Below are 26196 nucleotides of genomic sequence, written 5' to 3'. Positions count from 1 at the left end.
TTTTACGGCGCAGTGAGACTAAGGGGCCGCGTCGAAGCGGACGTCGGCGATCGCGGTCTGGAACTGACCGCCGGAGTTAGCGAGTCCGGTAATCCAGACCAGCACGAAACGAGCGGCCTGATCGGTCTGCACGGCGATATCGGTGACCCCGTCGACGAGCTTGGCCGAACCGATCAGCTGGGTCTGGTCGAGGGTGGGCGCCTCGGTGGGCGAGGTGCGGATCTCGACGGTGCTCCCCGCGCTGGGCGAGGTGATCGACACATTGGTCAACTTCGCCGGCGTCGGCAGCGTGGCCAGCAGCCCCACGCCCTTCTTGAGGGCGGGGAACTGCTGGAAGTACTGATCGGTGCGCCACACCGTCGCGGTGTTCTGGTCGAGCACCGCGCCCGCCGCCGCGGCGCCGTCGGGAGTGCCCTCCGGGGAGAACACCGCGGCACCGGTGACCGGCACCGGCACACTCGTCGGCGGTGCCGCGGGGTCGTCGGCGGGCGGCGCGGACGCCGCGGGCGGCGCCACACTCGAGGTGAGCCCGATATTGATCTGCTGGTCGAGTGGCTTGTCCGACGCGCCGGGCGCGAAGATGCTGACCATCCACCAGATCAGCACGCCGACCACCAGCGCCGCGAGTACGCCGAGGGCGACCATGATCCACATCATCCGCTGGGAGCGTTCCCGCTCGGCGGCGAGCAGTTCCGGGTCGGCGAGCGAGTCGGCGCCGGGGGCAACCGCCCGCTGACCCAGTCGTAAGACCGGAATGAAGTCGGTCTTCTGGTCGACGACCGAGGCCTGCTCGAGCACGTGCTGCACGGTGGCAGCGGTGCGCACGCCCTTGTTGGATTCCAGCGAGCGAACCGCGACGGCCGAGATCTCGAACGGCACCTCCGGCCGGATCTGTCGCGGTTCCACCGGCGTGCCGTCGGGCCCGAAATCGGCCAGTCGCAGACCGCCGATGGTGGCGGCCGAGCCGGTGACGCCGCCGACGCGAATCGGCCAGCGTGCGGTGATCAGGGCGTAGAGCATCGCGCCGAGGCCACGGACATCGCCTTGCGCGTCGGAATCGCCGAGCGTGCCGGGGAACGCGAGGACGGCGTCGCCGGAGGCACTGATCCGGATCCGATCGGGGTGATCGATCGACAGCGAGCCGCCGCCACGGTGGGCGAGTTCGGCCGCCGAGGCGAGCGCCCTGATAGCCCTGGCCGCGCCGACCGGCGAGGGTACGGTCTCGGCCATCTCGCGCAGCGAACGGCCGGGGGTCCACTCGGCCACGACGATGCCGCCGGAGCTGCCACGGACCACGTCGAGGACCCTGGCCAGGCCTGGCGCATTGATCCGGCCGAGGCGCAGCGTGCGCGACAGCACCGCCTGTGGGCCGTCGTGACCGGAGTTCTCGCCGGAGGTCTGATCGGCGTCCACGAAGGTCAGCGCGACCTCGCGATCGAGCTTGATGTCGAGTGCCTGCCAGAACTTCAGCCCACGCGCACCGCCGTGACCGGCCAGCAATCGGTATCGGCCACCGGCGACGGACGCGCCGGGGATGAGCTTGGGGCCACGCTGCCCACGGTTGGCCGCGGCGCTCGGGGGCACCTGCGGGGGAATCGGCAGCATGCCGGTGTCGTATGTCGGATCGCCCGGCGGCATGGCCGACCGCGCGTCGTCTTGGTGCGTATCGCCTTCGTCTGGCGCGTCGGTATGCTCGGAATCCGTCGAGTTCGGCGCATCGGGCCCGACCTCGGTGGACATTCCTGCTGCCGCGCGCGCCGCAGAATCAGCGGCCGGGACGCCGCCCACCGCGTCATCGCTCACCCTCGGTCCTCCTTCGGCCTGAAAACCCGTGTCGGTCTGCGGAACAGCGTACGGGAACTGTGCTTTACCGGTGCTGTCAACAGCGCCCGGTCGAATGACGGGGAGCACCATGGTCTGAGTATCCAAAGACTGCCCGTATGCGGGGAATCCATAGGTATCGGGACGGCGAAGCACGGTGGTGGCGTAGATGTCGTCTGCCGGGGTGTCGTCGAGTCCGAGATCCGGCGCAGGCGGGGTGATGCCGAGCTTGCGCGAGATCGCGACGGTGATGGCGACGACCTCGGGGATGCCGGCCAGACGCATCAGGCCGAAGGCCACCGAGAACATCACCACCGAATCGATGACGACGCGCAGCAACGAGCCCGCGCCGCCGGAGACCCGGTCGAGTCCGGTCACCGTGTCGACGATCAGCATCACCGCGCCGCCCGCGATCGAGGCGAGCAACACTCTGGTCACAGTTCGGCCGACATTGACCATCCGCAAGTCGCCGAGGCTGCGGTGGAGCAGCACGCCGCCGATCACCGCGCCCGCGGTGAATCCGAGGCCGGTGGCGACACCGAGCACGATCACCACGTCGTCGCTGTCGCGGGCGATGACCGGTGCCAGTGCCGAGAGCAGGATCTTGATCGTGGTGATGCCGAGGATGATCCAGGTCGGTGTCCAGGCCTGCTCGCGCGCGTAGAACACCCGCAGATGGATGAGCACGAGCGAATACGGGATGAGCGAGAACGCCGACCAGCTCACCGCGCTGCCCAGCCGTTCGGCGTCCCCGGAGAATCGTGCGTAGCCGTAGAGCGCCTGGCCGATCTCCGGGCCCGCGAGGGTCATGAAGGTGACGATCGGGATCATCGCGATCATCGTGAGTCGGGTGGCTACGGACAGGTCGTCGACCACCGCGGGGGTGTCGTCGTCGGCGGCGCTGCGGCTCAGCCTCGGCATGATGGCGGTGAGCAGGGTTACCCCGATCACGCCGTAGGGCAGCTGCAACAGTGCCCATGCGTTCGCGAAGATCGCGGGACCCGCCACGTCGGCCTGGGAGGCGACGTTGTTCGCGACCACCAGGCCGACCTGGCTGATCAGCACGTACAGGATGATCGCGATGCCCATCTTGCCGAACTGCTTGAGGCGCGCGTCGACTCCCCACAGCGGACGCAAGTTGATCCCGTGCCTGCGGATCGCGGGCAGCAGGCACAGTGCCTGTGTCGCCACGCCCGCGGTGATACCGAGGCCGAGGACCAGCAGTTTCGGATCGCTCATCCGCACCGGATCGAGGGTGATCTCGCCGGGTGTCAGCGCGTAGACCGCCAGCACCGTCAGCGCGACCACATTGTTCATCACGGGGGCCCACGCACCCGGCTTGAACGCCTGTCTGGTGTTGAGGATCGCGGTGAACAACGCCGACATGCCGTAGAAGAGCAGCGCGGGCGCCAGTAGGTAGGTCAGCGCGACGGTCAGGTTCGTGTTCACCTTGCCGTCGGAGGAGACGAGCACGTGACCGGCCAGGATCGGCGCGGCCGCCAAGGTCAGCACGGTGGCGACGAGCAGCACAGTGAAGGCCGCCGTCACCAATCTGCGCACGAACGCGGCGCCGTTGTCGGCGTCCTCCTGCTCGGCACGGATCAAGGTCGGCACGACGATGGCGGTCAGCACGGCGCCCAGAACGAGCTCGGCGACCATGTTGGGGATCAGGTTCGCCGAGATGAACGCACTAGCGATGGCCGGACCGAGCACAGTCAGCAACAACAGTTGCTTGGCGAACCCGGTGATCCGGCTGATCAGCGTCGCGACCGCGATCGAACCCGAGTCCTTGAGCAGCTTCGCGTTGGCACTCATCGGGGCGTCGCTCGACTTGGGGGAAGGTTCGGCCGCCACCTTCTTCGGCCTGGCGATGACCTGAGTCCGCTCCGCCGACCGATCAGCAGCAGGCGAACCGCCGGCGGCCCGCCCACGGCCGCCGAATCCTGCCTGGCGACCAGCCCGCGCGGGATCCGCGGCAGGCATCCCGGGGAAACTTCCACGCGGCGGCGGCACAGGCCGCCCCTGCTCCGGCGAAACCGGTCGGCGCCCACCGGCCTGATCGGGCCGATCCTGTCTCGGAATGGCGCCGGAAGGCGCACCACGCGGCGGGACCGGTCGTTGCTGGGGGAACTCGCCCGAGGGGTTCGGACCGGGCCGCCGTGGGGCGAACCCGTCGGGCCCGGGGCGCTGCTGTTGCGGGAACTCGCCCGAGCGCCCGGCGGAACCAGGCGCTCGCCGTTGCGGTGGAGGTACGGGCCGACCGTCGGGGCCGTAAGCCACAGGGCGTGGAGGCTCGCCGGGGCGTCCGGGAGGAACGCCTACGCCGGGGCGCTGAGGCGGCACGCCGCCGGGACGTTGCTGCTGGGGGAACTCGCCCGAGCGATTCGCCGGACCGGGTGGCTGTTGACGCGGGACCGGCCCTGGCCGTTCGCCCTGCGGCGGACGTTGCGGATCCGGGGAGCGATAACCGGCGGGCGGTTGGGGCGGCCCTGGTCGGGGTCCTGGGCGCTGTCCAGCGGGCACGTCAGGTCCAGGGCGGTACCCGGGCGGTGGCGGTTCAGGGCGATAGCTGGGCTGACCCGGCGGCATGGCAGGCCGGGGGCCGCGTTGAGCCGAGGGCGGCGCCGGTGCGCCGGGGTCGGCGGATGCCGGCCGGTAACCGGTCTGTTCGACGGGTCGGTAGCCGCCACGACCCGGATTCTCGGGCGGAAGTTCGGCGCCGGGGACACCAGGATGACGAGGCGTGCCGGGCTGGCCGGGAGCAGGATGACGAGGCATCGCGTGCGGATCGACGACCGGATCACCGGGTCGGACCGGCGGACGGCCCTCTCGGGGCGCGACGAACTCCGGTCGATGACCGGGCGCACCGGGGCGCCGATCCACCGGGCGATCCACGTGCGGCACGGCCTCGTCGCGGTCGGCGTCCTGGCCGGCCGTCATCCCACGTTCCCACGGTGCGCTGGGGGCCCGGCGCAGGGTCGGGTCGTCGTCGTGGTCGCGCCGATGAGCGGAATCATCGTCGCCCATCATGCCTCCTGTACCCGGCGTAACCCGCGAATCCCGCCGGTCCGATGAGCGTTTCGCTCACCAGTGCCACTCTCGTCCTTGTCTGTCATGGTGCCCTGACCGCGCGTCAGGCGCGGGGGTTCACTGCCGTTGCAGCCGCTGACGTGCGCGTCGCAGCCGACCCGCCCGTACGACCGTCTCCGGGGCGAACCCTTCGTCGGCGGGATCGGGTTGCCCGCGGAACCGCCGCAGCAGTCGGCGCCCGGCGAGCAGCAACAGCAGTATCGCGGCACATGCGGTAATTATGGCCAGCGCCTGACCGTAGGCGTTCGAGCGCACCGAGACCGAAGTCGCCTCTCCTAGCGCTATCCCGTCCGGGGTGGTAAGGGCGATCGGAATCACCAGCTTACGGCTGTCGCTCACCTCGGTCGGGATCTGGAACGACCGGGTCCCGGACGGCGGAAGCAGCTGTTCGCCGATATCGGTGATGTTCGTCTCGGCCGGAGCCTCGATCCGGAACATCACCCGGATGGCGACGGGCAGTTCATTGCGCGCCACCAGCAACAACGGGCTCTGCTCGGAGGCCAGCGTGTACACCCCGCCCGGCGGCAGCACCGACACCGAGGAGAACATCGTGTCCAGCTCTCGGGTGGCCTGATCGATGCGTCGCTGGGCGTGCAGGTCGGCGAGCGTGTCGTTGTCGGCCCTGCGGTCGGACAGGCTCAGCGCGCGCAGCAGATCCTCGCGGGCGGGGGTCAGGAACGCGAGCGGCGTGAGCTCGGATTCGGGCAGTTCGACCAGTGCGCGCATCAGTTCGGTCACCCGGGCGCCTTGGGCGTGCACCGGTCCGATGAACTGTTCCGGCGCGGCGTCCTGGGCGGCGCGCGGCAGATACTCCAGCGCGAACGGGCGCGGATCGGGCGCCTGGGCGACGAGGTCGGTGAAGCTGCGCGGACTCGCCAGGTTGTTGCGGGTGAGCAGTTCGACCTGCTTGAGCAGCGCAACGCCCTCCTCCCGGCTGGCACCCCACTGCTGCGGCGGCATCAGCAGCTGCGAACGCGGCCGGTCCGGCGCCGGATTGAGCGCGCTCCACGCCATCGCGCCGAGCGCGTCCTGCAATCGGGCCGCGCGCGAGTCGTTGGTGACGTCGAAACGCACCTTCGACGGCGTGAACGACGGCGTCGGCGGATTCGAACCCACCGCTGCGAGCGCGGTCGCCGACCAGATATCGAAGGTGGCCACGCGCAGCGCGGGATCGGTTCCCACCGCGGCACCGGCGGGCGGGTCGACGCTCACATCCGGCACCCGAACGACATCGGGTGCGGGTTGTTCCCCACCGACGACGACATCGGGCGTGAGCGTGGTCGGCGCGGTGGTGAGCGCGTTGTCGGCATCGGCAGGCGACCCGTCACCCGAGACGGCCGAACCGGCCAGCACCGCTGTTCCGTATCCGTGCTCGCGCAACAACTGTCCGGCGGGATCGTCGATGCTGCCCGAATCGGGCAGGCTCACCCCGCGCAACGACTGCGTGCCGAGGATCGAGTCCACCACATCGGCGGGCGCGAGCAGGGCCCGCGCGGACAGTCCAGGATCGTTCACCGCGGCCAGCGCCGACACGTCGACCTGCGCGAACGGCAAGGCCACCGTGCACATCGAGCCGGCCAGCGAGCGCAACCGGTCGAGCCAGGCCAGCGCACTCGCCGCCCCGGTCCCCTCCCTGGTCGCCCCGCTCGGATCCGACGGACTCGCCAGCACCCGATAGCCGCGCGTCATGGTCTGCACGGTCGAGACCAGGTCCGGATCGATGCCGATACACACCGATCCGGCCACACCTTTGTCTTTGCCCGGCGCGGGCACCACCGATTCCAGCGCCGCGACGAGCTGTTCGAGGCGCCCGCCCTTGCCGACCGAGGCCGCCAGTTCGTCATCGAGCAGTTCGACCTGGCCGTTCACCGCGCCGGGCTTGCCGGCGACCATGCGCGGCCGGTCGGCCAGCGGCCAGATCATCGTGGTCGCGACGGGCGTGGCCTCCGGCGGCGTGGCCACCGGTGGGTTCGTGTCGTCGGTGCCGGGCAGTCCGAGCACGGGGAGCAGGAAGCGCGCGTCGTCGAGCCTGGCCTGGGTGCCGTAGGCGGGTTCGCCGTTGACATTGAGCAGCAGCGGATACACCCCGGGATCGGTCAGTCCGAGCGAGGCCTCCGAGCCCGCGCGCAACGCGATGCTCACCGAGAACTGTTTGCGCTGACCGGGACTCAACTGCGACGCCACATCCTGGAACGGACCGGTCACCTCGTAGTTCGCCTGGTCCAAGCGCAGCGAACTGCGCAGCCCGCTCGGCGAATCCACCGCGGCCGCGCGCTGGATTCGCACGCTCACATCGTCGACGACCCGGTCGCCGATATTGGTGACCGTGCCCGACACGGTCAGCTTCGGATCGCTGCCGGTGGTCACCGTGCCCGGCGCCACCGCGTCCAGGGTGAGCTTGAGAAACTTCGGCGTTCCCGACCCGTCCGTTTGAGCGTGCGCGTGCGCGGGCAGCAGCGTCATCGAACCCAAGATGGTCAGGACCGCCGTGATCAGCCGGATCAGTCCACCCGTCATCGCTTGCCGGTCTCCATCCGGTCGATCAATCGATTCGCCACTTCGGCCAGCCGCCGCTCGTCGGCGTAGGCCAATCGGGAATCCAACTCGCTCAACGGAACCCACGCAACCTGGGTGACTTCGACGTCGGCGTCGGACAGCTCACCGCCGAGACATCGCAGCAGGAAATGGTGCACGGTCTTGTGTACCCGTCTGCCCTCGGTGACGAACCAGTAATCGATACTGCCGAGTTCGGCGACCACTTCGCCGTCGATCCCGGTTTCCTCGGCGACTTCGCGGATCGCGGTCTGCTCGGAGGTCTCGCCCTCTTCGATATGGCCTTTGGGCAGCGACCACAGGAGACGGCCTCTTCTGTCGGTCCGCCCGATCAACGCGGCGGTGCGCTGCTCTTTCGGACCGTCGAGACCTTCTACGACCAGCCCGCCCGCGGAGGTTTCCCGGACGGTGCGCATGCGCGGTTTACCGGCAGTGTTCGCCGAACCGCGCCGCCGCGGCTGGCGGCGTCGACTGTTCGCGCGATCGGCCGGAGGAGACACCTCGCCAGCTTAGCTGTGCATATTGCGTGCGGGCGCGAGTGAGGGTGCGGGGGCGGGATTTGGTGTTCGGTAGTCCTGGGCGGGTTGGGGCTGTGTTTATTGGAGCGCTGGCGCGCTCGAGTCGCGGCCCTGAGGGGCCGCCGGTTAGGCGCCGGTGCTTGCTCCTTCGTCGCCTACGCACCGGCGCCTAACCGGCGACCCGGCCGCGACCGGCCACTTCGTGGCCGCCGCTCCCTAGGGGTCGCGGGTGGGGGTCGGGAGTGCGGTCATGGCGGATTCGGGCTGGCGGTGTGGTGGGCTGGGTGTGTGGTTGTGGCGGATTCGGGGTGGGTGGTGTGGCTGGGCTGGGTGTGGTTGTGGCGGGTTCGGGGTTGGTTGTGGGGTTATGGCGGGCTCGGGTGGGGTGTTGGAGGGCGGTGGTGGACTGGGGGGAAACGATTCGACGGGGTCGGTAAAGTGCCTATGTGGTTTCTCCCGATGTTGTCCCTGATGCTGTGGCGGATCGTCGTGCTCGCCTGCTGGCGGGGGCGGCGGTGACGTTGGGGCAGCTCAATGATGTTTTGGTGCCGTTGGGGGGGATGTTCGCCGAGCGGGGGCACACTCTTTATCTGGTCGGTGGCAGCGTGCGGGACGCGGTGCTCGGTCGGCTCGGCAACGACCTGGATTTCACGACTGATGCGCGGCCGGAGGTTGTGCAGGAGTTGATGCGTGGGTGGGCCGATCATCTGTGGGATACGGGCGGCCTCGCGTTCGGCACTGTCAGTGCGGCCAAGGACGATCAGCAGCTCGAGATCACCACTTTCCGCGCCGATACCTACGACCGGGTCTCGCGCAATCCCGAGGTCACATTCGGTGACACCCTCGAGGGCGACCTGGTGCGCCGCGACTTCACGGTGAACGCGATGGCGGTCAAGATCGCCGCCGACGGGTCGCTGGAATTCGTCGATCCGCTCAATGGCATCGACGCGCTGCTCGAGGGGGTGCTCGACACTCCTGCGGCGCCGCAGGATTCGTTCGACGACGATCCGTTGCGCATGCTGCGGGCAGCGCGCTTCGTCGCCCAACTGGGATTCGAGGTGGCGCCGCGGGTGCGGGCGGCGATCGTCGAGATGGCCGATCAGATCGACCGGATCACCGCCGAGCGGGTGCGCGCCGAACTCGACAAGCTGATCGGCGCCGACCACCCGATCGACGGCATCAACCTCATGTGCGACACCGGTCTGGCGCAGCGAGTGCTGCCGGAGGTGCCCGCGATGAAGCTCGAGATCGACGAGCACCACCAGCACAAGGACGTGTACCAGCATTCGCTGACCGTGCTGCAGCAGGCGATCGACCAGGAGGAAGGCGATCCCGACCTGGTGTTGCGCTGGGCGGCGCTGCTGCACGACATCGGCAAGCCCGACACCAAGCGCAACGAGCCGGCGGGCGGCGTCAGCTTCCACCATCACGAGGTGGTCGGCGCGAAGATGGTGCGCAAGCGGATGCGGGCGCTGAAGTATCCGAAGGCGTTCACCGAAGAGGTTGCGCGCCTGGTGTTCCTGCACCTGCGTTTCCACGGCTACGGCAAGGGGCAGTGGACGGATTCGGCGGTGCGCCGGTATGTCACCGACGCCGACGACCTGCTCGATCGGCTGCACAAGCTCGTACGCGCCGACTGCACCACGCGCAACAAGCGCCGCGCCGCCGCGCTGAGCTCGACCTATGACGAGCTGGAAGAGCGGATCGCGGCCCTGCGTGAGCAGGAGGACCTGGCACGGGTGCGACCCGACCTGGACGGCAACGCGATCATGGAATTGCTCGGGCTGCCGCCGGGTCCGCAGGTGGGTAAGGCGTGGAAGTACCTGAAGGACCTGCGCCTCGACCGCGGTCCGATGACGCGGGAAGAGGCCGAAGCGGCCCTCCAGGGCTGGTGGGCCCAGCAGAACTGATCAGAAGACGATCAGCGTCGTGCCCGCGATGATGGCGTCGCGGATCTGGGTCAGGTCGAACGAGCCGGTGGTCGCCGGCAATTCGAGCCGGAATTTCACCACGTCGCCGCGACGGTGCGCGTAGGAGATGCTCGCCCGGTTGGGTAGGTCGTCGAGCAGCAGCGCGGGCGCGGGGATGACCCGTTTGGGGAGCCGGATGCCGTACCAACTGGCCTTGCGGATGTCGAGGGTGAGCAGGTTGTCGTAGACCTGCCCGTCGACGACCGCCCGCATCTTGCGCGTGCGATGCGTCGCGACGATGTGTCCGCGTTCGTCGAGCCGCACCCGCCAGTCCAGGTTCTGGGCGTCCACCCATTCGGCCATCGCGCCGATCCCGATGGTGCCCTCGATATCGAGTTGCTGAACCCGGACCTTGGTCGGCACACCGGGAATCAGCCGCACGCCGTGCGCGACGACGGTGACCGTGTCGAAGGGGTGCGAGTCCCACACCAGGTTCGACAGCACCGTCTTGCTCTGGAAGTGAGCGCCGCGTCTGCGCAGCTTGAACGAGTCGAGGGTGGCGGTGAGGTCGTGCGCGAGCAGCGTGGCGCTGATCTCCCGACCGCCGAAACGGCTGAGGATGCCCTCGCTGAGCACGGTCATCAGCACATCGGGCATGAGCGCGGTGACGGTGCCGGAGCCCAGGTCGGCGACGGGATCGGCCCAGGACGTGGTGAAGCCGAGCCACTGGTCGATCCAAGACGGGTCGAGCAGGCGTTTGCCCATATCGACAGCGCCCGCCAGTGACCAGGACTTCGGATCGAAATACGTGGCCATGATGGCTATGAGCGTACTTGGCCGGATCGCCGGTGGCCACGAAGTGTGACCGGATTATGGGATTCCACGACCGGTTCTTTCCGAAAGTGCGGAGTTGTTTTCTTGTTATGTCCGAATCCGCGGAACTATGCTGATCGCGTGGCGAAATTGCGAATCAAGGAAGCGGCCGATCTGCTCGGCGTCAGCGACGACACGGTGCGTCGCTGGATCGACACGGGCGCCCTGACGGCGACCAAGGATGCCGCGGGCCGCCTGGTACTGGACGGCAGGGAGCTCGCCGAACACGCCGTCGACCAGGCGCGCACGCCACACACCCAGGTGGGTAGCGCCAGCTCGGCACGCAATCGGTTCCCCGGTCTGGTCACCCGCGTGGTGTCGGACACGGTGATGGCACAGGTGGAGATGCAGTGCGGCCCTTTCACAGTGGTTTCGCTGATGAGCAGCGAATCGGTGCGCGAGCTGGGGCTCGAGCCGGGCAGCGTCGCGCTGGCGAGCGTGAAGGCCACGACCGTGGTGGTCGAAAAGGCCGTCGAATGATCCGCCGGGTCGCGGTCGGTGCCGCGCTGGTGGTGCTCACGGTCGGCGGCTGTGGGGGTGAGAACAGGGGCGACACTGAGAAATCCACGCTGACGGTGTTCGCCGCCGCCTCGTTGAAGAGTGTCTTCACCGGCCTGGAGAAGGACTTCGAAACCGCCAACCCTGATGTGGACGTGCAGTTCTCGTTCGCGGGATCATCCGACCTGGCCGCGCAACTCCAAGCCGGTGCTCCCGCCGATGTTTTCGCATCGGCCGACCAGCCGACAATGGACAAAGCCGTCCAAAGCGGCCGAATCACCGCTACGCCCGCCACTTTCGCCACCAATGTCCTCACGCTTGTCACCGCTCCGGGAAATCCCAAGGGCATCACCGGGATCAACGACCTCGCCGACGCCACCCTGGTCGTTTGCGCCCCCCAGGTCCCGTGTGGCCGGGCGACGAAGAACGTCGCCGATGCCGCGGGTGCCACGCTGCGTCCCGTGAGTGAGGAATCCTCGGTGGCCGACGTCCTCACCAAGGTGACCTCCGGGCAAGCCGACGCCGGCTTCGTCTACGTCACCGACGCGTCGGGCGCGGGCGCGAAGGTGAGCACCGTCGCGGTACCCGAGGCCTCGGCCGCGGTGAACACGTATCCGATTGCGGTGGTGGCGGATTCGAAGCAGGCCGCGAATGCGCGAAAGTTCTCCGAACTGGTCACCGGGCCCACCGGCCGAGCAGCCCTGGCCGCCGCGGGGTTCGGCGCGCCGTGATCGGTGCGGGTCGGCGCCGCGTGACCACCGGGCTGCCCCGGTGGTTGCTGGTGCCCGCCGTCATCGGGTTCGCGCTGGTGGTGCTTCCGCTGGCGGCGTTGGCCTGGGGGGTCGAGTGGGGGCGATTCGTCGAACTCGTGAGTACCGAAGCATCAAGGGATGCATTGTGGTTGAGCTTGCGCACGGCGACGGCGAGCACCGCGTTGTGTGTGGTGTTCGGGGTGCCGATGGCCGCGGTGCTGGCGCGGGCTCGGTGGCGTGGGCTGCCGGTACTTCGGGCACTGGTGTTGCTGCCCTTGGTATTACCGCCGGTGGTCGGTGGTATCGCGCTGCTATACACGTTCGGTCGGCGTGGGCTGTTGGGCGAACATCTGGAGGCGGCCGGAATTCACATCGCGTTCAGCACGACCGCGGTGGTCCTTGCACAAACCTTTGTGGCACTGCCTTTTCTGGTGCTCACGATCGAGGGGGCGTTGCGGACGGCGGGTAGTCGCTACGAGCAGATCGCCGCGACGCTCGGTGCGGGGCCGAGCACGGTCTGGTGGCGGGTCACCCTCCCCCTGCTTCGCCCCGCCCTGATCTCCGGCGCGGTCCTCGCCTTCGCCCGCGCGCTCGGTGAGTTCGGCGCCACGCTCACCTTCGCGGGCAGCCTCCAGGGTCGTACCCGCACGCTGCCTTTGGAGATCTACCTCCAGCGCGAAGCCGATCCCGATGCGGCCGTCGCGCTCTCGGTGGTGCTGATCATCGTCGCCGTCCTGATAGTCCTGCTCGCCTACCGTCGAACCAGCCCGATCCCCGGCACACAACTCCGTAGCGCCGGCGCGCAGGTGACCGGTGACGCGCCGATGATCGGCGGTACGAAGTGACCAGGGATTCGACCGGGCTCTCGGTCTCCGCGCGGATCGCCGCCCGCGATCTCGACCTGCGAATCGAAGTGGCCCCGGGCGAAGTCCTGGCCGTGCTCGGTCCGAACGGCGCGGGCAAATCCAGTCTCTTACAGGTGATCGCCGGGCTGATCGTTCCCGACGAAGGACATGTACGACTCGGCGACCGCACTCTCACCGACTCGGCGAAAGGCATCGCGCTCCCCCCACATCGACGCGCGGTTTCCCTCCTCGCCCAGGATCCACTGCTGTTTCCCCATCTCAGCGTGCTCGACAACGTCGCCTTCGGCCCACGCAGCCGCGGCGCGAAGAACCCCGCCGCGCGACGAACCGCCACCGACTGGCTGACAGCGGTCGACGCCACCGACCTCGCCGACCGCCACCCCGGCGCACTCTCCGGCGGCCAAGCCCAGCGCGTCGCCCTGGCCCGCGCCCTCGCCGTCGACCCCGACCTGCTGCTCCTCGACGAACCCATGTCAGCCCTCGACGTGGACGTAGCCCCGGCCATGCGCACCCTGCTGCGCCGCGTCCTGCGCGACGAACCCGGCCGCGACCACCCACGATGCGCCGTCCTGGTCACCCACGACATCATCGACGCCATCACCCTCGCCGACCGCCTCGTCGTCCTTCAGGACGGCCGCGTCGTCGAATCCGGTCCGGTCGCCGAGGTGATGTCGCACCCTCGCAACCCCTTCGCCGCCCGCATCGCCGGCCTCAACCTCCTGCGCGGCACCGGCATCGAGTCAGCGCTGACGGCCGAGGCTCGGTCCCGGGATCAGTCGAGTTCAGCGGACCATCCAGGCGATGGCGAACCGTCGATGCCGCGTACTCATCTCGGCGATCCGGCCCCGACCTTCGGGACTGTGCTCGTCGAAGACCTCGGCGTCGATGGCTGCGTCGTCGGCGATTTCGTCCCCGGCGCCCGCGCGGCCGCGGTGTTCTCCCCCGCCGCGGTGTCGGTGTTCCGCACCCGGCCGGGCGGCAGCCCACGCAACGTCTTCACCGTCGACATCGCGGAGATCACCGACCGCGGCGGCATCGTCCGAGTCCGCGGTGACGCACCGCAGGCACCCGGCCTGTGTGCCGACCTGACCCCGGCCGCCGTCGCCCAACTCCAGCTCACCGTCGGTGCGCGGGTGTACTTCGCGGTGAAGGCCACCGAGGTCCGCGTGTACGCCTGCTGAACCACGCCCTCGGTGATAACGGTATGAATCTGTGCGTTCATGCTCGAATTACCGGGGTACATACCCGGCGAGTGACCCACGAAGACCGGAGGGCAGCACATGCCGCTGGACCTGAACAGTGATCTGGGCGAAGGCTTCGGCCCGTGGCGGATGGGCGACGACGCCGCCATGCTCGACATCGTGACCAGCGCGAACATCGCGTGTGGATTCCATGCCGGCGACCCGACCATCATGCGCCGCACCTGTGAACTCGCGGTGGCCAAGGGTGTGCGGATCGGCGCGCATGTCGGCTATCGCGATCTGGTGGGTTTCGGTCGCCGCGATATCGCCATCGCCCCGGCCGATCTGCGCGATGAGGTGCTCTATCAAATCGGCGCTCTCGCCGCCTTCGCGCGGGCAGCGGGCGATCGGGTGCGCTATGTGAAACCGCACGGCGCCCTCTATCACGCGGCCGCTCGCGATCGTCTGCTCGCCGAGGCTCTTGTCGCCGCGGTGGCCGAGGCAGAACCGGGCCTCACGCTGCTCGGTCCGGCCGGCACCGAACTGGAACGTGCCGCGCAGCGCGTGCGTTTCGTCGGTGAGGGATTCGCCGACCGGGCCTACACTGCAACAGGTTCGCTGGCCCCGCGCGGAGTTGCCGGGGCGGTGCTGTCGCCCGACGACGCCGTGGCGCAGGCGACAACTCTTGCGCTGTCGGGGACCGCGCGTACCGTAGACGGTCCCGGTACGGTCGCCGTGTCCGTGGCAAGTGTGTGCGTCCACGGCGACTCTCCGGCGGCCGTCGAGATGGCTCGCCGGATTCGGGGAGCGCTCGACGAAGCCGGAATACCGGTGGAGCCGTTCAGCTGAGGGGTGGGAGGCACGATGGACATCGATTGGAACGCGCGGATCCGACCCGCGGGTGACCGCGCCGTGCTCATCACCCTCGACGACCCGCGCCCGGTGCAGCGCCTTGCCTCGGCGCTGCGCGTGCACGCGATCGCCGGTGTCGAGGATGTGCTGCCCGCGGCGGAAACCGTGCTGGTCACCATGCATTCGGTGAGCTACGGCGTGCAGGTCCGCCGGGAGCTCGTCGCGCTGCTCGACCGGCTCGATCACGAGCCACCGCAAGCGGATTCGCCGGATGTTTCCCGTGGAACAGTGCCCGATATCGAGTCGGTCGTGGAGATTCCCGTTCGCTACGACGGCGCGGATCTGCCCGAGGTGGCCCGGCTGCTCGACCTGTCGATCCCGGCGGTGATCGCGGCGCACACCGGCACCGTCTGGCGGTGCGCGTTCGTCGGCTTCGCACCCGGTTTCGGCTACCTCACCTCGCCCGACGGCAGGCTCACGGTGCCGCGTCGCACCAGTGCCCGCAAGGCCATCCCGGCGGGCGCGGTGGCACTCGCGGGTGGATATTCGGCGGTGTATCCGCGCGGCACACCGGGCGGATGGCAATTGATCGGCACCACCGATCTGCGAATGTGGGCGGTGGACCGTGATCCACCCGCGCTGGTGCGGGCGGGTTCGGCGATCAGGTTTGTCGCTTCCGAGGAATAGCTGCTTCGGCGGAAAATCAATGGCTGCTCAACGGTGCGCCGCCTCGACAGCGAATCGGGGACAGATCGCATGCTGATCTTTATCGAGCGGGTGGGGCCGCTCGCGACGGTGCAGGACCTGGGCAGACAGGGCTGGTTCGATTCCGGCGTCGGCCAGGCGGGCGCGGCCGACCGCGGGTCACTGCGGCTGGCGAACCGGCTGGTCGGCAATCCGGAGGGTTTCGCCGCCATCGAAGTGCTGCTCGGCGGCCTCGCCCTGCGCGCCGACGGTCACCTCACCGTCGCGGTCACCGGTGCCCCCGCCCCCGCCACCGTCGACGGCACTCCGGTCGGACATGCCAGCGTGCTCGAACTCGACGAGGGCCAGGTACTGCGATTGGGCTCGGCGAGCACCGGTCTGCGCAGTTATGTGGCGGTGCGCGGCGGCATCGACGTGGCCAAGGTACTCGGCTCGCGTAGCCGCGACACGTTGTCCGGCATCGGCCCCGACCCGCTCGCGATCGGCACGCAGTTACCGGTCGGGCTCCCGCCGCGCACCCTCCCGACCGTGGAGTTCGCGCCGGTTCCGCTGCGACCGGAAGTACTCACGATCCGGGCGTGTCCTGGCCCGCGCGCCGATTGGTTCACCGATCCCGACCAGCTGTTCCGTGGTTCCTGGATCGTTTCCGCCGACACCGACCGGGTCGGTGCGCGCCTGGATCGCCTCGTCGGACCGCCGCTGGTGCGTTCGGTCGCGCGCGAATTGCCGTCGGAGGGCGTGGCGTTGGGATCGGTGCAGGTGCCGCCGAGCGGTCAGCCGGTCGTGTTTCTGGCCGACCACCCGATCACCGGCGGCTACCCGGTGATCGCGGTCGTCCTCGATACCGATGTCGACCGTGTCGCGCAGGCTCGCCCGGGCGAAAAATTGGTGTTCGTGGCAGCACCGGCGATCAGCGCGGCGGATTCAACCGTGCGTGCATGAGATACACGTTATAGCTGTCCCACGCCGACATCGTGAAGTACAGATCCTGCGCGGTCGACCACGGATGGATGAAACCGCCGTACGCCTTCGGATACATCTCGGTGGATACCAGTGGCACCGTCGATGTCCACGCGCCCTGCGGCTGGCCTGCGGTCCGCAACACGATCTGGCCCGCGACCGAATCGAGATAGACCATCTGCCACTGTCGGCTCTCCTCGTCGAACCGCACCGACAGCTCACTGGCGGTGCCGTGCACGAGCGCTGTCGCCGAATTCTCAGCCGCCGGAGCCCAATTACCGTCCACCCAGTACTGATAGGCCGTCTTGTTGAGCACGTCGGCCTTGCGCACCCTGGCCAGGCCGATCGTCCCGATCCGGCCGTTGGGCGTGCCGAACATGTAGACGTAATCTCCGTGCGGCACCATCGCGGCCACCTGGAATTTCCCGAGCCCGAACATGTTCTCCCAGCGGGCATGCTGATCTTTTGTCCAGGTCTGGCCGCCGTCGTCGGAGTAGGCGAGTCCGCCGTAGTTCGTCATCCACATGCCGGGGATCTTCGACCAGTGGTTCACCGACATGTAGCTCATGAACTGCCGTTTGCCGAGCGCGAACCCCGAGGTCGGGATCGTGGTGGTCTCCCAGTTCTTGATCTTGCGGCTGCCGAGCAGTTCGGCGGCATGACAGGCGCTGTCCTGCACCATCGAGTCGATGGTGATCCCGTCGCTCAGGTCCTTGTCGGTGCTGTAGGCGAGCACATTCGACCGCCAGTCGGCGGTGTCGGAGCCCGCGCCGCCGTAGGCCCAGCCCTCGCCGAAGGTGTCGCCGAAAACCATGGCCACCTTGCCCGGTTCGGTTTCCCAGAACAGCCCGAGGTCGGTGCCGTCGACCTGCCAGCGCATATCGGTCCGGTTGGCCGAGCCGGGCCCGGTGACCTGGTCGACGAGCCGCACGGACTCCACCTTCGCAGGCGCGACCGGCGCTCCCAGCGGGCCCTTCTCGACCGGCCGGACCACCGGCGTCGGCGCTATCTGGGCGGGCTCGCCCTCGCCACCGGGTACCGGGATCGGGATGGGCTCGATCTCCGGATTGATCCTGATCCGCGGCAACGCGACCGCCGAACCGGTCGATGTCGTCTCGTCGGTATTTTCCGGTTCCGGTTCCGGCGTGTCCCGTACCTCCGGGCACGGATTACGGCACGGATCCGAGGGCAGCGGAACCTGTGCCACGCGCGTGTTGTCGTGCGGCGGGTCGGGAATCGGGACCGGCGTCAGCTGCGGCACCCAGATCGGGATATCGATGGTCGGCGGCAGGACCGGCGCGGGCGGCGCGGCCGGGTCGGGCAGCCGGTTGACCGGGTCGAATCCCGTTTCCCCGCAGATATTCACCGGCGGCGGCAGCCAGGGCAACGGGCCCGCTTGCGCGGGAACAGCGAGGATCGCGGACAGTGCCACACCCACGGCGGCAGTTCCGTGCGATACCGGTCTTGCGCGCATCTGGCTCCCTGGAATCGGTGTCGGCGAGGAACACCTGTGATCTTGTGAGAACTTACCGGAACCGATCGCTGTTGCCGTGCGTCCAACCAGATGTGAGCGAAATCGAGTACGTCTTCGGAACCGGCGACGCGGTCGTGCACCACTGGTCGAGCCACGACGAACTGGCCGACACGAGCGTCGTCGACGCCCTATGGGTCGACTACGACTCCGGCATCGACCACGACGCTTTCCTCCCCGACATCCCGCTGTCCACCGTCGATCACCGCACGGTCCTCGCGCAGGAACCCGCGGGCGCCCTCAGCAACGGCGACGATGGCGTACTGCCTTAGGCGTGTTCGGCCTATCCCCGGAGTTCAGCTGGGCCCACCCTGGCTCGACGGGAGTTGAGCGCGATGGCCGCGATGCCGAGCACGTAGACCCCGGCGCCGGCCAGCACCACCCCGATGGAACGTCCGTCGGCCGGAATCACCAGCGCGGTCACCGCGATCGCCAACACGAAGCAGACGTTGAAAACCGTGTCCTGCAGGGCGAATACCTGTCCGCGCTGATCGTCGACGATGTCGATCTGCATGCTGGCGTCGCCGGTCAGCTTGATCGTCTGACCGGCGAGGCCGAGCCCGAACGCGCCGATCAGCAGCAGCCGGTGCGCATCGTCGACGGCCGGGCCGGTGGCCAGCGCGATCGGTGTCACCAGCGTGAGCTGCACGAGCACCGCCGTCGTGAGCCCGAGCAGCACGGTGCGCGGCCTGCCGAGACGCGGGATCAGGATCGGCGCGCAGATCGCGGCCACCAGCATGCCCGCCGCCGCGAACCCGATCGCGACCCCGAAGCCGACCAACCCGCCGCTCATCTCGTCGCCGTCGGTCGGCTGACGCAGCACCAGGACCATGATCAGCGTGTTCATCCCGAACACGATGCGATGCGCGCCGATTCCGATCATCGCCGTCGTCACCTGTGCCGAATGCCAGACCGCCCGCGCGCCGGTACGCAGACCTGTCGCGATGGCGTGCACGGCGGTCTCGGTCTCGGCCGAACCGCGATCCGGCCCGAGCACATGCAGGCGGAATCCGTAGGCCAGCACCACGCCGACCAGCGAGCCGATCCCACTGAGTGCCACCGCTGCCGCCGAGGCCGCGTCACCCGCGCCGATCACCGCGATCACCGACACCGATGTCGCCGCGCCGATGCCGGCACACACCGAGGCCACGGTCGCCAGCACCGAGTTCATCGGAACCAGACAGCGTTGTTCGAGCACCCGCGGCAGCGCCGCCGACACACCGGCCAGCACGAACCTGCTGATCCCCACCGTCGCCAAGGCCAGCACCAGCAGCGGCGTCTCCCCCACCCCGACGAACAGGGTGATCGCGGCCATGGCGATCAACATCGCCCGCGCCGCACTCGCGACCAGCAGCACATTGCGCCGATCCCACCGATCCAGCAGTGCGCCCGCGTAGGGCCCGAGCACCGAATACGGCAGCAGCAGTACCGCGAAACCCGCGGCGATGGCCAGCGGATCGGTCTCGCGTTCCGGATTGAACAGGATCGCTCCCGACAGGGCCGCCTGGAACATCCCGTCACCGAACTGCGCGGCCAGGCGCAGCAGGGCAAGGCGCGGCATCCGCGGGTTGCGACGGATCACCTCGCGGGTGTCGCGAAGCAGATGTCTCATCGAGATCGGCTGCTCATCCGCCGTATTCGAGCCGTCAGAGGGATGAGTCGACACGCCATGACCCTAGTGCCAAGGCAAACCGGCCCGCGGACCACGCACACCCGTGAGCGGTACATCGCCAGGATTGGTGCCAGAATTGAACTGTGACGCCCCCATCGACGACACCCCCGCGGTTAGAACTACACCGCGGTGGCGACCGGATGAAGACGCGGATCCCGTGGCTCGACTCCAAGCATTCGTTCTCGTTCGGCGAGCACTACGACCCGGACAACACCCATCACGGGTTGTTGCTGGTGAACAACGAGGACGTGGTGCTGCCCGGCGAGGGCTTCGACACGCATCCGCATCGAGACATGGAAATCGTCACCTGGGTGCTCGGCGGCAGCCTCGTGCATCAGGATTCGCTCGGACACAACGGCGTCATCTATCCGGGTCTGGCTCAGCGGATGAGCGCGGGCACCGGCATCCAACACTCGGAGAAGAACGATTCGTGGCGCCTTGACGGCAGATCCCACGACGAGCCCGTGCATTTCGTGCAGATGTGGGTGGTCCCCGACGAGCCCGGCGTCGACCCCGGCTACCAGCAGCTCGAGATCGATGACGAACTCGCGCGCGGCGACCTGGTGGCCGTCGCGTCGGGCCTACCCCGCTATCGCGACCGCACCGCCATCGCGATCAACTCCTCGCACGCCGCCATGCACGTCGCCAGGATGACCGCCGACAGCCCCGGTGTGACCCTCCCCGATGCGCCCTACCTGCATGTCTTCGTCGCGCGCGGCGAGATCGACGTCGAGGGACTCGGTACGCTGTCCCAGGGCGACGCGATCCGGCTGACCCGCTCCGGCGGCCAGTTGATACGTCCGCACGGCGACGCCGAGGTGCTCGTCTGGGAGATGCACGCGCGCCTCGGCGGAGGGTGAACTCAGGCCGAACCCGGCTGGCGCGCCAAGGTCGCCGACTTGGCGTTGCTCCGGGTCACGGCGACGATCTCCGCGAATTCCGGCCGGAAATCACCGTCGGGCGCCTGCATCCAGGTGCGATAGCCGCTGCGCTCGTCGGCCGGCGACGGCAGCACGATGTCGCTGCCCGGCAAGGCGACCGAGGCGCACACCCGGAACAGTTCGGCGAACAGCACGGTGTCGAGGTATGAGTTGTCGACAGGCCCGGTGAGGAAGGTCCAGCGACCGGAGCGCGGATGGGCGATGATCGGCCCGCAGCGCAGGCCGCGCGTGACCAGCAGCCCGCGGACCCGTTCGCCCAGCGTCGACGGCATCACCACCGCGCCGACCGCGCCGATCTCGAGCACGATCCGCCCCAGCGCGGCGTCGACGACGCCGTAGAGGCCATGGTGCTTGCGGTAGAGGCGACAGCGCGCCAAAGCGTCCTGGGTGGCCGAGTACTCCTCGGCCGCCGTATACCCGCCCTTGTCCTCATCAGTGTGCAACGTGCTCATCACGACCTCGTCTCTGTCGACGCTGGCTCGATGTAGCTGTGAGTTCGCTCGCTCGAAGCGAATCTCGGTAAGGGGTGGACCATCACGGCCCGGTGGCGCGGGAAACTTTTTCATAACGGCAGGACATGAGAGAAAAAGACCGTTCGGCACAGCCTATAGCCGCACAACCACGCTGACAATAGTCAGTAGCTGGTGTGTCGATCAGCGTACGATATTCGCCCATGGCTCCCGTTTCACCGACCGTCGCACGGTGGGAACTCGTCCTGCGCCTGCGCGAACTGCGCGAGCAGCGCGGGTTCGATTCGGCCGGGTTCGCCCGCCGCGTCGGGTTCACTCCCGCCAATTGGTCCCATGTCGAGAAGGGCAGACGGGTGCTCACCCGCACCACGATCGAGCCGGTCCTCGACGTTCTCGACGTCATGCCCGACGAACGCCTCGAACTGCTCGCCCTGCTCGGGGCGAGCAAGCAACGCGGCTGGTGGACGACGGCCTCCTCGGCCCTGATCGGTCCCGAACTGCAGCGGCTGTACGGGATGGAGGCGGGCGCGGAGAGCATCCGCAGCTACGACAGCATGATCGTGCCGGGGCTGTTGCAGACCGAGGCTTATGCGCGGGCCCTGATCAGCGCCGATGTGATGATTCGCCCGGTACAGGTAGACCAATTAGTCTCGATACGACTACGTCGTCAGCGCCGGCTGCGCGAACCCGACCCGCTCGAACTCACCGCTGTGCTCGGCGAGGCCACTCTGCGTCAGCAGACCGGCGGTAGCGCGGTGTTGCGTGAGCAGTTGCGCCACCTGGTCACGCTGGTGCGCGAGCTCGACACCGTCGACGTGCGCGTCATCCCGTTCAGTGCGCCCGAAGGTGCCGTGCTCGGCGGTTCCAGCTTCCATCTGCTCGACTTCGCAAGCGATCAGCTACCGACCTTCGCGTGGGCTGAGAGCGCGGTGTTCGGTGGTCATGTCGACGATGCCGAACAGGTCCGCGATCTCGGCTTCGCCTACGTGCGTGCCCGCGAGCAATCTCTTTCTCGCACCGAATCTCTCGCCCTGATCAGGGAGTATGCAAGCGTGTAAGATTCGAGGTATGTCCACCACCGCTCGTCGCCGCCCGGCCGAACACGGCTGGTTCAGCTCGTCGCACTCCAATAACGGCAACCAATGTGTCGAGGTTCGTTTCGATGGAAACACTGTCCAGGTACGAGACAGCAAATTCCGCCGCAACCCGATGAACACCGGCCTGGACGAGCCCATCATCACGGTCGACGCCCCCCTGTGGACAGCCTTCCTGCACTGCCTCCAGACCGCGCGCCGCCACCCCGACCTCGTCGCCCACACCTCCTCCGACGGCTCAGCCACCCTCCGCCACGAAGACGTCCTCCTCCACTTCACCGCCCCCGAATGGGAAGCCTTCGTAGCCGGCGTCCGAGACGACGAGTTCGCCTGCGTCTAGACGCTGGACGGCGGATCTGAGTCAAGTCGCCGTAGTCGCTGCGGCGCGCTGGGTGTGGAGAGCCTCATGAAGCCGCCCGCGGCTGCTCGGCTGCGGGCGGCGAGGGCGATCGTATTCTCGGTCAGCTCGCGACCCAGCACTGCTGTCATCCGGCGGTCGAGGTGATAGATCGTTCGTCGGCCGTATACACAGTGCGCCACGAGAATTCCTGTGAGACCGGTAATCAGGGCCAGGCCGCCCCAGTGCCAGCGCGTCATCCCGGGTAAGAGGTCCAGCCTCTCGACCAACTCGAGCGCCAGGTACGGACCCACCACCATGACCACCACGGTGAGCAACAACCTGTACCGACCCGCCCACTGCAAGTCGAGGCTCACAATCGCTTCGGCGAGCGCGCCCTGTCGCTCAGGCTGCGAGAGCGAATCGAACATCGGCCCGATGGTGACCATCGGCGGCTGTTGCGTTCTGAACCGCGGCTCCACACCATCGAGGCACCACTCCGATACCTTCCCGGCCTCGACACTCGGAGCAGAGACACCGAACCGTGCCGCGAGCTGCTCGACATCGGTCCTGATTCGATCTATATCCACTCGCAGATCATCGTCCACTTCGCGATGTATCGCCTGCGCAGAGATGATTTCCGGGCTGGGTATCCACGGTGAGGGCCGTCGAAGAGGCGATTTCGGCATACTGGGGGGCGTGACTTCTGATCTGAGCGCTCCCTCCGGTATTGATCTGTCCTTCCGCGATCAGGATGTGCGGGTGCAGGACGATCTGTTCGCGCATGTCAACGGGCAGTGGTTGGCCGGGTACGAGATTCCGGCCGACCGGGCTGTCGACGGTGCGTTCCGCACGCTCTACGACCAGGCCGAGCTCGATGTGCAGGCGATCATCACCGACAGCGCCTCCGGTGCGGCCGACGATGCCGATGCCCGCAAGATCGGGGATCTGTTCTCGAGCTTCATGGCCACCGATGTGGTCGCGGCGGCCGGGTTCTCTCCGATCGCCGATGAGCTGCGCGCGGTCGCCGAGGTCGCCGACCCGAGCGCGTTCGCAGCGCTGCTCGGCCGCTTGCAGCGCACGGGAGTCCGTGGCGCGCTCGCCTACTACGTCGACACCGACGACAAGAACTCCACCCGCTACCTGGTGCACGCGACCCAGTCGGGCATCGGACTGCCCGACGAGTCCTACTACCGCTCCGAGGAGTTCGCGCCGATCCGCGACGCCTACCTCGCGCACATCACCAAGATGTTCACCATCGCCGCCACCGACGCGTCCTTGGACGGGCTGCTCCCGGCGGACCCGGCCGACGCCGCCCGTCGCGTGTTCGAGCTGGAACGCACACTCGCCGCGGGCCATTGGGATGTGGTGCGGCGCCGCGATGCCGAAAAGAGCTACAACCTCACGACATTCGCCGACCTGGTCGCCGAGCACCCGGAATTCGACTGGGCCGCTTGGGTAGCGGGCGTCGCCACCGGTCTCGACCGTGACGGCGAGGACCTGTTCGCCGAGCTCGTCGTCCGTCAGCCCGACTACCTGCGCGCCTTCGCCACCGCGTGGGCCGAGGTGCCGCGAGCGGACTGGCAGGCGTGGGCGGTGTGGCAGGTGCTGCACGCGCGCGCCGGATTCCTCACCGACGAGATCGTCGAGGAGTACTTCGACTTCTACGGCCGTACCCTCACCGGCGCCGAGGAGAACCGCGAGCGCTGGAAGCGCGGCGTGTCGCTGGTGCAGGAACTGCTCGGCGAAGCGGTCGGCAAACTGTATGTGGCCCGGCACTTTCCGCCGCAGGCCAAGGCCCGCATGGTCGAGTTGGTGGCCAACCTTCAGGAGGCCTACCGGCGCAATATCGCCGACCTCGAATGGATGGGCCCCGACACCCGCGCCGCCGCGCTCACCAAGCTGGAGAAGTTCACCCCCAAGATCGGCTACCCCGACACCTGGCGTGACTACTCGGCGGTCGAGATCGACGCAGGAGACCTCGTCGGCAACTACCGCCGTGGCCACGCCGCCGACCACGATCGCGACCTGGGCAAACTGGGTGGCGAGGTCGATCGCGGCGAATGGTTCATGACCCCGCAGACGGTGAACGCCTACTACAACCCCGGCATGAACGAGATCGTGTTCCCCGCGGCGATCCTGCAGCCGCCGTTCTTCGACATGAACGCCGACGACGCCGCCAACTACGGCGGGATCGGTGCGGTGATCGGCCACGAGATCGGCCACGGTTTCGACGACCAGGGCGCCAAGTACGACGGCGACGGCAACATGCAGGACTGGTGGACCGACGAGGATCGCGCCGAGTTCGGCAAGCGCACCAAGGCCCTGATCGACCAGTACAACGTGCTCTCCCCCGCCGAGCTCGACGACGAGCACACCGTTAACGGCGAGTTCACCATCGGCGAGAACATCGGCGATCTGGGCGGGCTGTCCATTGCCCTTGCCGCCTACCGGATTTCGCTCGACGGCAAGGAACCCCCGGTCATCGACGGCCTCACCGGCCTGCAGCGCGTCTTCTACGGCTGGGCGCAGGTCTGGCGCACCAAGGCTCGCACCGAGGAAGCCATCCGCCGTCTCGCCGTTGACCCGCATTCCCCGCCGGAGTTCCGCTGCAATGCGGTGATCCGCAATATCGACAGCTTCTACGAAGCCTTCGACGTGACCCCCGACGACAAACTGTTCCTGCAGCCTGAGGAACGCGTGACAATCTGGTGACATCCATTGCTCCGGAGAGGGACCCATGCGTCACCAGCAGGTAGCCGACAATATCTTCACCATCGCGGGCACCCATGTGAACATGGTCCTGCTCCGCGACGGCCGTGATCTGACGCTCATCGACGCGGGCTGGCACGGTGACGCCGCCACCATCGAGAAGTCGATCCGAGCGCTGGGCCACCGCCCCGAAGACATCAAGGCGATCCTGCTGACCCACGCCCACCTGGACCACGTCGGCGCACTGAACCACCTGCATCGCCACTACGCGATCCCGGTCTACACCAGTGAAATCGAAGTCGCCCACGCCCGTGGCGAGGTCCACGAATCCGCGACCCCGCTCGACGTGATCAAACGCCTCACCGACCTCGACACGATCGGCTGGGCCGCCCGCATCACCGCCGCGGGCGGCCTTCGCAAGAACCCGGTCCCCCACATCCAGCCCTTCCCCGTCGACGGCGCCCTCGACTTCCCCGGCAACCCGATCCCGATCTCCTCCCCGGGACACACCTCCGGGCACAGCGCCTTCTACCTGCCGAACGCGGGCGCGGTCGCCACCGGCGACACGCTGGTTACCGCCCATCCCACGTCGAAAATCCAAGGCCCCCAGCTACTCCCCGACTTCTTCAACCATTCGACCCCGGAAACTCTGGCAGCCCTGGCGGCCCTCGAATCACTCGCCGCCAGCCTGGTCCTCCCCGGCCACGGCGACCCCTTCACCGAGGGCATCGGACAAGCCGTCGCCCGAGCGAGGGCCCACGCGGCAACCGATCTCACCTGACGACGCAAGTAGCGACTAGTCAGCTCGCTACTGTCGTTTCCTCCGAAAAGCGCGAGTAGCTGACAAGTTAGTAGCGTTT

Annotated in this window: 23 protein-coding genes; 15 read left to right on the top strand and 8 right to left on the bottom strand. The window is 68.1% G+C overall.

Features of this window, described 5'->3' with window-relative positions; genetic code table 11:
* Positions 1-18 precede the first annotated feature (18 nt).
* Positions 19-3636 (bottom strand): murein biosynthesis integral membrane protein MurJ, encoded by a 3618-nt coding sequence (locus tag IBJ82_RS07445; protein ID WP_194826144.1) that lies wholly within the window; start codon positions 3634-3636, stop codon positions 19-21.
* Positions 3637-4587: 951 nt separating this feature from the next.
* Between IBJ82_RS07445 and IBJ82_RS07440 the strand changes: the two genes are divergently transcribed.
* On the top strand, positions 4588-4896 hold the full coding sequence (locus tag IBJ82_RS07440; RefSeq protein ID WP_194825268.1) for a hypothetical protein: 309 nt from the start codon (positions 4588-4590) through the stop codon (positions 4894-4896).
* A 72-nt stretch (positions 4897-4968) separates the two neighbouring features.
* Here IBJ82_RS07440 and IBJ82_RS07435 read toward each other — a convergent pair whose 3' ends face one another.
* Positions 4969-7428, bottom strand: a complete 2460-nt coding sequence (locus IBJ82_RS07435) for a DUF6049 family protein (protein ID WP_194825267.1) — start codon at positions 7426-7428, stop codon at positions 4969-4971.
* Positions 7425-7880, bottom strand: coding sequence for an NUDIX hydrolase (locus IBJ82_RS07430; RefSeq protein WP_228536794.1), 456 nt, complete (start codon positions 7878-7880; stop codon positions 7425-7427). Before IBJ82_RS07430 ends, IBJ82_RS07435 begins: the two co-directional genes overlap by 4 nt.
* Positions 7881-8428: 548 nt before the next feature.
* On the opposite strand from IBJ82_RS07430, the gene IBJ82_RS07425 reads away from it, so the two are divergent.
* Positions 8429-9892 (top strand): CCA tRNA nucleotidyltransferase, encoded by a 1464-nt coding sequence (locus tag IBJ82_RS07425; protein ID WP_370585211.1) that lies wholly within the window; start codon positions 8429-8431, stop codon positions 9890-9892.
* On the opposite strand, the gene IBJ82_RS07420 is transcribed toward IBJ82_RS07425, so the two are convergent.
* Positions 9893-10708, bottom strand: coding sequence for a hypothetical protein (locus IBJ82_RS07420; protein ID WP_194825265.1), 816 nt, complete (start codon positions 10706-10708; stop codon positions 9893-9895).
* A gap of 138 nt (positions 10709-10846) precedes the next feature.
* On the opposite strand from IBJ82_RS07420, the gene IBJ82_RS07415 reads away from it, so the two are divergent.
* The 7 genes from IBJ82_RS07415 to IBJ82_RS07385 all read left to right on the top strand — a co-directional run bounded on the left by IBJ82_RS07415 (position 10847) and on the right by IBJ82_RS07385 (position 16561).
* Positions 10847-11245, top strand: coding sequence for a TOBE domain-containing protein (locus IBJ82_RS07415; RefSeq protein ID WP_194825264.1), 399 nt, complete (start codon positions 10847-10849; stop codon positions 11243-11245).
* Positions 11242-11994: a molybdate ABC transporter substrate-binding protein gene (modA, locus tag IBJ82_RS07410; RefSeq protein WP_194825263.1), complete on the top strand. Its 753-nt coding sequence runs from the start codon at positions 11242-11244 to the stop codon at positions 11992-11994. Before IBJ82_RS07415 ends, modA begins: the two co-directional genes overlap by 4 nt.
* On the top strand, positions 11991-12860 hold the full coding sequence (locus IBJ82_RS07405; protein WP_370585210.1) for an ABC transporter permease: 870 nt from the start codon (positions 11991-11993) through the stop codon (positions 12858-12860). The genes modA and IBJ82_RS07405 overlap by 4 nt, the downstream gene beginning before the upstream one ends.
* Positions 12857-14062, top strand: coding sequence for an ATP-binding cassette domain-containing protein (locus IBJ82_RS07400; protein WP_194825261.1), 1206 nt, complete (start codon positions 12857-12859; stop codon positions 14060-14062). Before IBJ82_RS07405 ends, IBJ82_RS07400 begins: the two co-directional genes overlap by 4 nt.
* A gap of 99 nt (positions 14063-14161) precedes the next feature.
* A complete protein-coding gene (locus IBJ82_RS07395) occupies positions 14162-14911 on the top strand; it encodes a LamB/YcsF family protein (RefSeq protein WP_194825260.1) in 750 nt (249 codons plus the stop codon).
* 15 nt (positions 14912-14926) lie between these two features.
* Positions 14927-15601, top strand: a complete 675-nt coding sequence (locus IBJ82_RS07390; RefSeq protein WP_194825259.1) for an allophanate hydrolase subunit 1 — start codon at positions 14927-14929, stop codon at positions 15599-15601.
* Positions 15602-15670: 69 nt separating this feature from the next.
* On the top strand, positions 15671-16561 hold the full coding sequence (locus IBJ82_RS07385; RefSeq protein ID WP_194825258.1) for a biotin-dependent carboxyltransferase family protein: 891 nt from the start codon (positions 15671-15673) through the stop codon (positions 16559-16561).
* On the opposite strand, the gene IBJ82_RS07380 is transcribed toward IBJ82_RS07385, so the two are convergent.
* Entirely contained in the window at positions 16530-18053 is a 1524-nt protein-coding gene (locus tag IBJ82_RS07380; RefSeq protein ID WP_194825257.1) for a DUF4185 domain-containing protein, read from the bottom strand. The two genes, IBJ82_RS07385 and IBJ82_RS07380, sit on opposite strands and share 32 nt — an antisense overlap.
* A gap of 92 nt (positions 18054-18145) precedes the next feature.
* Between IBJ82_RS07380 and IBJ82_RS07375 the strand changes: the two genes are divergently transcribed.
* Positions 18146-18382, top strand: coding sequence for a hypothetical protein (locus tag IBJ82_RS07375; protein WP_194825256.1), 237 nt, complete (start codon positions 18146-18148; stop codon positions 18380-18382).
* A gap of 11 nt (positions 18383-18393) precedes the next feature.
* On the opposite strand, the gene IBJ82_RS07370 is transcribed toward IBJ82_RS07375, so the two are convergent.
* Positions 18394-19722 (bottom strand): MFS transporter, encoded by a 1329-nt coding sequence (locus IBJ82_RS07370; protein ID WP_194825255.1) that lies wholly within the window; start codon positions 19720-19722, stop codon positions 18394-18396.
* Between the two features lie 200 nt (positions 19723-19922).
* On the opposite strand from IBJ82_RS07370, the gene IBJ82_RS07365 reads away from it, so the two are divergent.
* Positions 19923-20642, top strand: coding sequence for a pirin-like bicupin family protein (locus IBJ82_RS07365; RefSeq protein WP_194825254.1), 720 nt, complete (start codon positions 19923-19925; stop codon positions 20640-20642).
* Between the two features lie 2 nt (positions 20643-20644).
* On the opposite strand, the gene IBJ82_RS07360 is transcribed toward IBJ82_RS07365, so the two are convergent.
* A complete protein-coding gene (locus tag IBJ82_RS07360) occupies positions 20645-21175 on the bottom strand; it encodes a hypothetical protein (RefSeq protein WP_194825253.1) in 531 nt (176 codons plus the stop codon).
* Positions 21176-21396: 221 nt separating this feature from the next.
* Between IBJ82_RS07360 and IBJ82_RS07355 the strand changes: the two genes are divergently transcribed.
* Both IBJ82_RS07355 and IBJ82_RS07350 read left to right on the top strand, forming a co-directional pair.
* On the top strand, positions 21397-22251 hold the full coding sequence (locus IBJ82_RS07355; RefSeq protein WP_194825252.1) for a helix-turn-helix transcriptional regulator: 855 nt from the start codon (positions 21397-21399) through the stop codon (positions 22249-22251).
* A gap of 10 nt (positions 22252-22261) precedes the next feature.
* Positions 22262-22627: a DUF397 domain-containing protein gene (locus IBJ82_RS07350; RefSeq protein ID WP_194825251.1), complete on the top strand. Its 366-nt coding sequence runs from the start codon at positions 22262-22264 to the stop codon at positions 22625-22627.
* Here IBJ82_RS07350 and IBJ82_RS07345 read toward each other — a convergent pair.
* Positions 22624-23055 carry a hypothetical protein gene (locus IBJ82_RS07345; RefSeq protein WP_194825250.1) on the bottom strand — a complete coding sequence of 144 codons (432 nt, stop codon included), beginning with the start codon at positions 23053-23055 and terminating at the stop codon, positions 22624-22626. The genes IBJ82_RS07350 and IBJ82_RS07345 overlap by 4 nt on opposite strands.
* A 268-nt stretch (positions 23056-23323) precedes the next feature.
* Between IBJ82_RS07345 and IBJ82_RS07340 the strand changes: the two genes are divergently transcribed.
* Together IBJ82_RS07340 and IBJ82_RS07335 are read left to right on the top strand one after the other, a co-directional pair.
* Complete coding sequence (locus IBJ82_RS07340) at positions 23324-25339, top strand: M13 family metallopeptidase (protein ID WP_370585209.1); 2016 nt, start codon at positions 23324-23326, stop codon at positions 25337-25339.
* A gap of 25 nt (positions 25340-25364) precedes the next feature.
* Positions 25365-26117, top strand: coding sequence for an MBL fold metallo-hydrolase (locus tag IBJ82_RS07335; protein WP_194825248.1), 753 nt, complete (start codon positions 25365-25367; stop codon positions 26115-26117).
* Positions 26118-26196 lie beyond the last annotated feature (79 nt).

Source organism: Nocardia sp. XZ_19_231 (assembly GCF_015355705.1).
GTDB classification, from domain to species: Bacteria; Actinomycetota; Actinomycetes; order Mycobacteriales; family Mycobacteriaceae; genus Nocardia; species Nocardia salmonicida.
This window is presented reverse-complemented; position numbering and strand designations above follow the sequence as displayed.